This window comes from Evansella tamaricis (assembly GCF_019042215.1).
GTDB lineage: Bacteria > Bacillota > Bacilli > Bacillales > Salisediminibacteriaceae > Evansella > Evansella tamaricis.
Map to the genome: position 1 here is coordinate 1 of NZ_JAHQCS010000060.1, position 4,345 is coordinate 4,345.

General features: G+C 39.4%; 5 protein-coding genes. 1 reads left to right on the top strand and 4 read right to left on the bottom strand.

Going from position 1 to position 4,345, the window contains the following annotated elements; genetic code table 11:
- Positions 1-115 precede the first annotated feature (115 nt).
- Complete coding sequence (locus tag KS419_RS05390) at positions 116-1,528, top strand: IS110 family RNA-guided transposase (RefSeq protein ID WP_217065051.1); 1,413 nt, start codon at positions 116-118, stop codon at positions 1,526-1,528.
- 409 nt (positions 1,529-1,937) lie between these two features.
- Here KS419_RS05390 and KS419_RS05395 read toward each other — a convergent pair whose 3' ends face one another.
- The 4 genes from KS419_RS05395 to KS419_RS05410 all read right to left on the bottom strand — a co-directional run bounded on the left by KS419_RS05395 (position 1,938) and on the right by KS419_RS05410 (position 4,018).
- On the bottom strand, positions 1,938-2,213 hold the full coding sequence (locus tag KS419_RS05395) for a hypothetical protein (protein WP_217065052.1): 276 nt from the start codon (positions 2,211-2,213) through the stop codon (positions 1,938-1,940).
- A 92-nt stretch (positions 2,214-2,305) separates the two neighbouring features.
- The gene (locus KS419_RS05400) at positions 2,306-2,929 is read right to left on the bottom strand and encodes a transposase (protein WP_246593665.1); all 624 of its coding nucleotides are present in this window, start codon (positions 2,927-2,929) and stop codon (positions 2,306-2,308) included.
- A gap of 451 nt (positions 2,930-3,380) precedes the next feature.
- Positions 3,381-3,578 carry a methionine aminopeptidase gene (locus tag KS419_RS05405; RefSeq protein ID WP_217065053.1) on the bottom strand — a complete coding sequence of 66 codons (198 nt, stop codon included), beginning with the start codon at positions 3,576-3,578 and terminating at the stop codon, positions 3,381-3,383.
- A gap of 275 nt (positions 3,579-3,853) precedes the next feature.
- Entirely contained in the window at positions 3,854-4,018 is a 165-nt protein-coding gene (locus tag KS419_RS05410; RefSeq protein ID WP_217065054.1) for a hypothetical protein, read from the bottom strand.
- Positions 4,019-4,345: the final 327 nt, after the last annotated feature.

Below are 4,345 nucleotides of genomic sequence, written 5' to 3' on the forward strand. Positions count from 1 at the left end.
GTGCCTAGTATAGTAAATAGATCAAGATAATAAAAAAGGTCACCGTTTTCTAGTAGTATAGAAGTACCTATCACAGAACTTCTAATATACTATCCCAACCAAAGGAGAGAAAACGATGACTCATTCTATATTCAAACACATTCAAGGGAAAAATGGAAGTCGATGGGCTAAGTTTATTAAAGACGTAGGAACAGAGAATATATTATTAGTGGGAGTGGATGCAGCAAAGTACACCCATAAAGGGATGGTTAGTACCTATTTTGGGGAAATCATTGTAAGCCCATTTGAGTTCGATGCATCCCTTACGGGAATTGAAAGGGTCAAGGAACTAGTAAGCAAAATAGAAAAAGAATATGGCAAGAAGGAGATTGTAGTCGGAGTGGAGACAACAGGGCATTACTATGAGGACCTAGTTCTTCATTGTCATCTTGCAGGGTTTCATGTTCGTATCATTAATTCAGCGACTACCGCCAAGGAACGAGAAGCACTTTTAAATTGGTCGAAGACAGATAACCTGGATCTCATGGCTATCATCCAAGTACTAATAAATGGACATGGTACATTCGCCGATTTGACGAGCGGAAAGATACGTGAACTACAAAAATTAACACGTGCTCGCCGTGAATTAGTGAAAGAAATGTCTACAATGAAGAATTTAATAAGGTCTTATATTGATCATATATTTAGAGAGTTTCAAGGAAAAAGTGTATGGGTCGATGGAAAAAGAGAAAAAGTGAAACCCTTTTCGGATCTCTTTGGGAAAACCTCACGGTTTATCATGCGCCATTATTTACATCCTAGCGATATACTTACTCTTGGGGCCGAAGGGCTACGCAAAGTATCTGTTGATCATAATCTCAAAATACGAGATGAAAGTATTGATATATTACTAGATTTCGCTCAAAACTCCATTTCAAGAGGAAAACAATTGGTAAAATCAGAACAATTTCTTCTTAACCAAAAGTTAGATCAGTTTGATTTACTCGATAGGAATATTAAAGAGCTAGAGAAAAGGATAGAGGATCTTTTCATTGAAACCGACGGTGGAATTCTCCTAAGCGTCCCTGGAATAGGTGTTGTGACTGGTGCTGAATTGTTTGCGGAAATGGGCGATATATCGGATTTTGATCATGCAGGGCAATTAATCAAGATGGCTGGAACGAATCCAATTGTCAAGCAGTCAGGCGACAGAAATCCTTCCTACTATGGAGTCTCAAAGCAAGGAAGAAGGCAATTTAGAAATATTGTTTACCAAGTAGGGAGATCATTGGCCCATAATAACCCAGAGATGAATCAAAGGTACAAAGCGTTCAAAGAACGTGGGAAACACCACCGACAAGCATACGTGGCATTAGGGAATCGTATGATACGTTTAGCCTTTTCAATGATCCGAAACAATACTTTATACCGTACTAACCAGGGGAATTATCGTTTATACAATGAATTATATAAAAAGCTGCATAGTCCTAATATAAAACGTTTTTATGAAAAGTTCGTAGCGTCTGAAACTTACCACCAATCGGCTTAGAAAGTAAAAATCTATTTATAATAATCAAAGCAACCAATTTATAAATCCTATGTATAAAACATATAAGATATAAAAATTAGAAGTTAAATTTAGAAGGTTAAAACAGGGACTCCTCTAGGACGTTAGATCACATTGTTTATTGTGCCTGAGGCTTTAGACCTCGCGTGCCAGCGTAATGGATCTTGTCCTGCAAGTACGAATAATACGTGAAGAAAAAGTTGTATTTACTAGGCGGTACCTCTGTAGTATGAAAACGCAAGATCCTTTCACGTCGTAGAAGAGTCCTTTTATATTGTTCTGTGATAGTTGATCCTTTTCAAAAAAATGGAAAACGGAAGGTTTAGTTTGAGTTACCCTTTTTTAGCCAAAATTCATTATTGACTTATTTACCATTATACGCTGGCACCAATTAGTGAAAGTGGTTGCGTTCTTTGAGTACATTGATAGCAGCTAATACTTTGTCCAGATCCGTCAGTTCGAAAGGCTCGTTTGGGGTTGTGAGAATATGGGGAACTCGTCTATATTTTAAGCCTGTGCTTGTACCCATAATAATATAGATCGCCCTCCTAAAATTTTGGTCTTCGTACCAGTCAACATCTCCATAGATTACTCGATAATATGATCCTTCTCCGTGCTGTGGTGCCTGAATGTCGATAAAGTCAATTGGTTCTTGATGAATTGCCATGTTTTTCCCCTCCATATTAGTTTAGAATCTATTGATTATTTCTAGATGTATTCTCTTGTATAAAAAAATACAAAACTCCATTTGCCTAAAAACTACACTCTCTTGTCTCCTTTTCTATGTTTTTTTCTAGTACGATTGTTTTCCCAAAGGAGACGCTCCTCCTCGTCCAATTCTTCTTCGCACCAGTCCAGATACTGTCTGCGTTTTTCTTCATTTGTGCCGGGATAGTAGGTGAGCAGGTGGTCGGTGTCGATGTATTTGGGGGGAGTGCAGGCTGGTGTCGAGTAATACCAAAAACTGGTCCAGTAATATTCTTTAGGGGTTCTTACCATTTTTGCCTCGACGGGGTTGCGGTGGATGTAGCGGCTGACGCCGAGTAAGTTCGGGAGGCTTTTGATGTGACCTGCGAAGAATCGTTTTTCAAATACGTGGCCTGTCAGGTTGTACTTATTGTTATAGTAGCTTGCGTATCGTTTGTTCACGTTGGCCATAATTTTAGATAATGGGTCGGTGTGTGATCTCATCAGCAGATGGTAGTGGTTTGTCATGAAGCAGTAGGAGATGAGGTGAAACGGTGTCTTTTGATAAACATTTTCCAGTACGTGGAACATGGTGTTAAAGTCTGAGGGGTCTTTGAATAGTGGGTCTCGGCGGTTTCCGCGGGCTCCAATATGATAAAAGTGGCCAGGTATCCATTCTCTACGTTTTCTGCCCATTGTGGGGACCTTCTTTCTGGGGGATATGGTGGTTGGATTCGATTTGCTTGTTTGAAGAATTGAGTTGGGATTTGGTTTGGATTGGGTTGGAATTGAGTTGGAATTAAAAAGGTGGGATAGATTTTCATTCGCTTTTATTTGTTGGAAGGAAAAATCTGCGTCAATACAGCTGAATATTTGAAAAAATGTTTACTGAAGATTTTTTCGGGTTGGTTGGTTGCTGCTTGGTTGCTTGCTTGGTTGGAAGAATGGAAAGTTTGTTGCGCTTAAGGGAGTTCTGCTGGGAGGTGAATAAAATTGAGGTCCTTTTCCTATCTATCTTACCACTAACTCCGTGGGAAGGGAACGTCCGTTCCGAAAAATCGTTCGACATATTTCGGGAGGTGCCTGGCACTTGTCGTCATGCACCTCCTCAGAAATTGGAATTCTGCAGAAACTTCCCACGATCATCTTATCTTTCCCAGTCTGCGAACGACCCTGTTCCGTTACATCCAGGGCAGTCATAGGTTGGGGCATAGAAGTACTCATTTGGAAACGTATGAAATCCACGGCCGCGGCAATCGGGGCAATGGCCTCTCGCTTCCATCTTCTCAACCTTCTTTTGATATCTATTATTCGACCATTCTGAAATAGCATTAAATAGTCCCATCAGACTCACCTCATTTATGTTTTCCTTAGTATTTGGAAAAAAGAGGATTTTATTCACATTTTTTCTTTTTTTCATTATATAGTTGTCACAGTGAAGACAAAGAATAGAATAGTATCCACTCTCACTGATTCTAAAGCCCCATTGGTTTTACGTATTCTCTGCTTTGACGAAGATTGTGTCTGTTTTGATCCCATTAGAGAGTGGATGGATTTATCTTTTATACTATAATGCTTTCTTCATCGAGTTACCTTTTGCCAGCTTATTCCCTCCTGGAGCTAGTTTTCCAGTTTCTCCAGCTCCTCAAGGGTAATATTTTTATCCAGATGTTCCATCAATTTGTGGCGGATCACGGTTAACATTTCATCCGTTTCTATGTTTAGGTCCCTCTCACCCATTTTTTTAATTTCAATCATTAAATCTGTTAGTTCTTCCACACCCATTCATCATCTCTCCCCACCCTATTGATAGTTTGCCTAACGCCTGTCCAATGGAAACAAAGATTGGTTCACAGTTTAAAAAAAGGAAGCAGACAATCCCGTAATCAAAGATCATCTGCTTCCTACATCCTATTCTATTTTTACAAAAACGTTATGGTTTTTATCTTGGACAAATTGGCTAATTTATTCGTTCGGTATGATTTATTGGTATTGTTACACACCAATGGTTTATTTCTAAGGCTTTGTTATCGTTCAATGTTGATTTTTGCGAAATTCACTCCCTTTCACCACTGGCACAAGTGCGACATCTGCTCATTCTTCGCAGTGTCT

What these genes read in the sequence shown, in the direction of transcription:
- KS419_RS05390 (WP_217065051.1), top strand. Translation starts at nt 116, where the DNA reads ATGACTCATTCTATATTCAAACACATTCAAGGGAAAAATGGAAGTCGA.
- KS419_RS05395 (WP_217065052.1), bottom strand. Translation starts at nt 2,213, where the DNA reads ATGGCAATTCATCAAGAACCAATTGACTTTATCGACATTCAGGCACCA.
- KS419_RS05400 (WP_246593665.1), bottom strand. Translation starts at nt 2,929, where the DNA reads ATGGGCAGAAAACGTAGAGAATGGATACCTGGCCACTTTTATCATATT.
- KS419_RS05405 (WP_217065053.1), bottom strand. Translation starts at nt 3,578, where the DNA reads ATGGGACTATTTAATGCTATTTCAGAATGGTCGAATAATAGATATCAA.
- KS419_RS05410 (WP_217065054.1), bottom strand. Translation starts at nt 4,018, where the DNA reads ATGGGTGTGGAAGAACTAACAGATTTAATGATTGAAATTAAAAAAATG.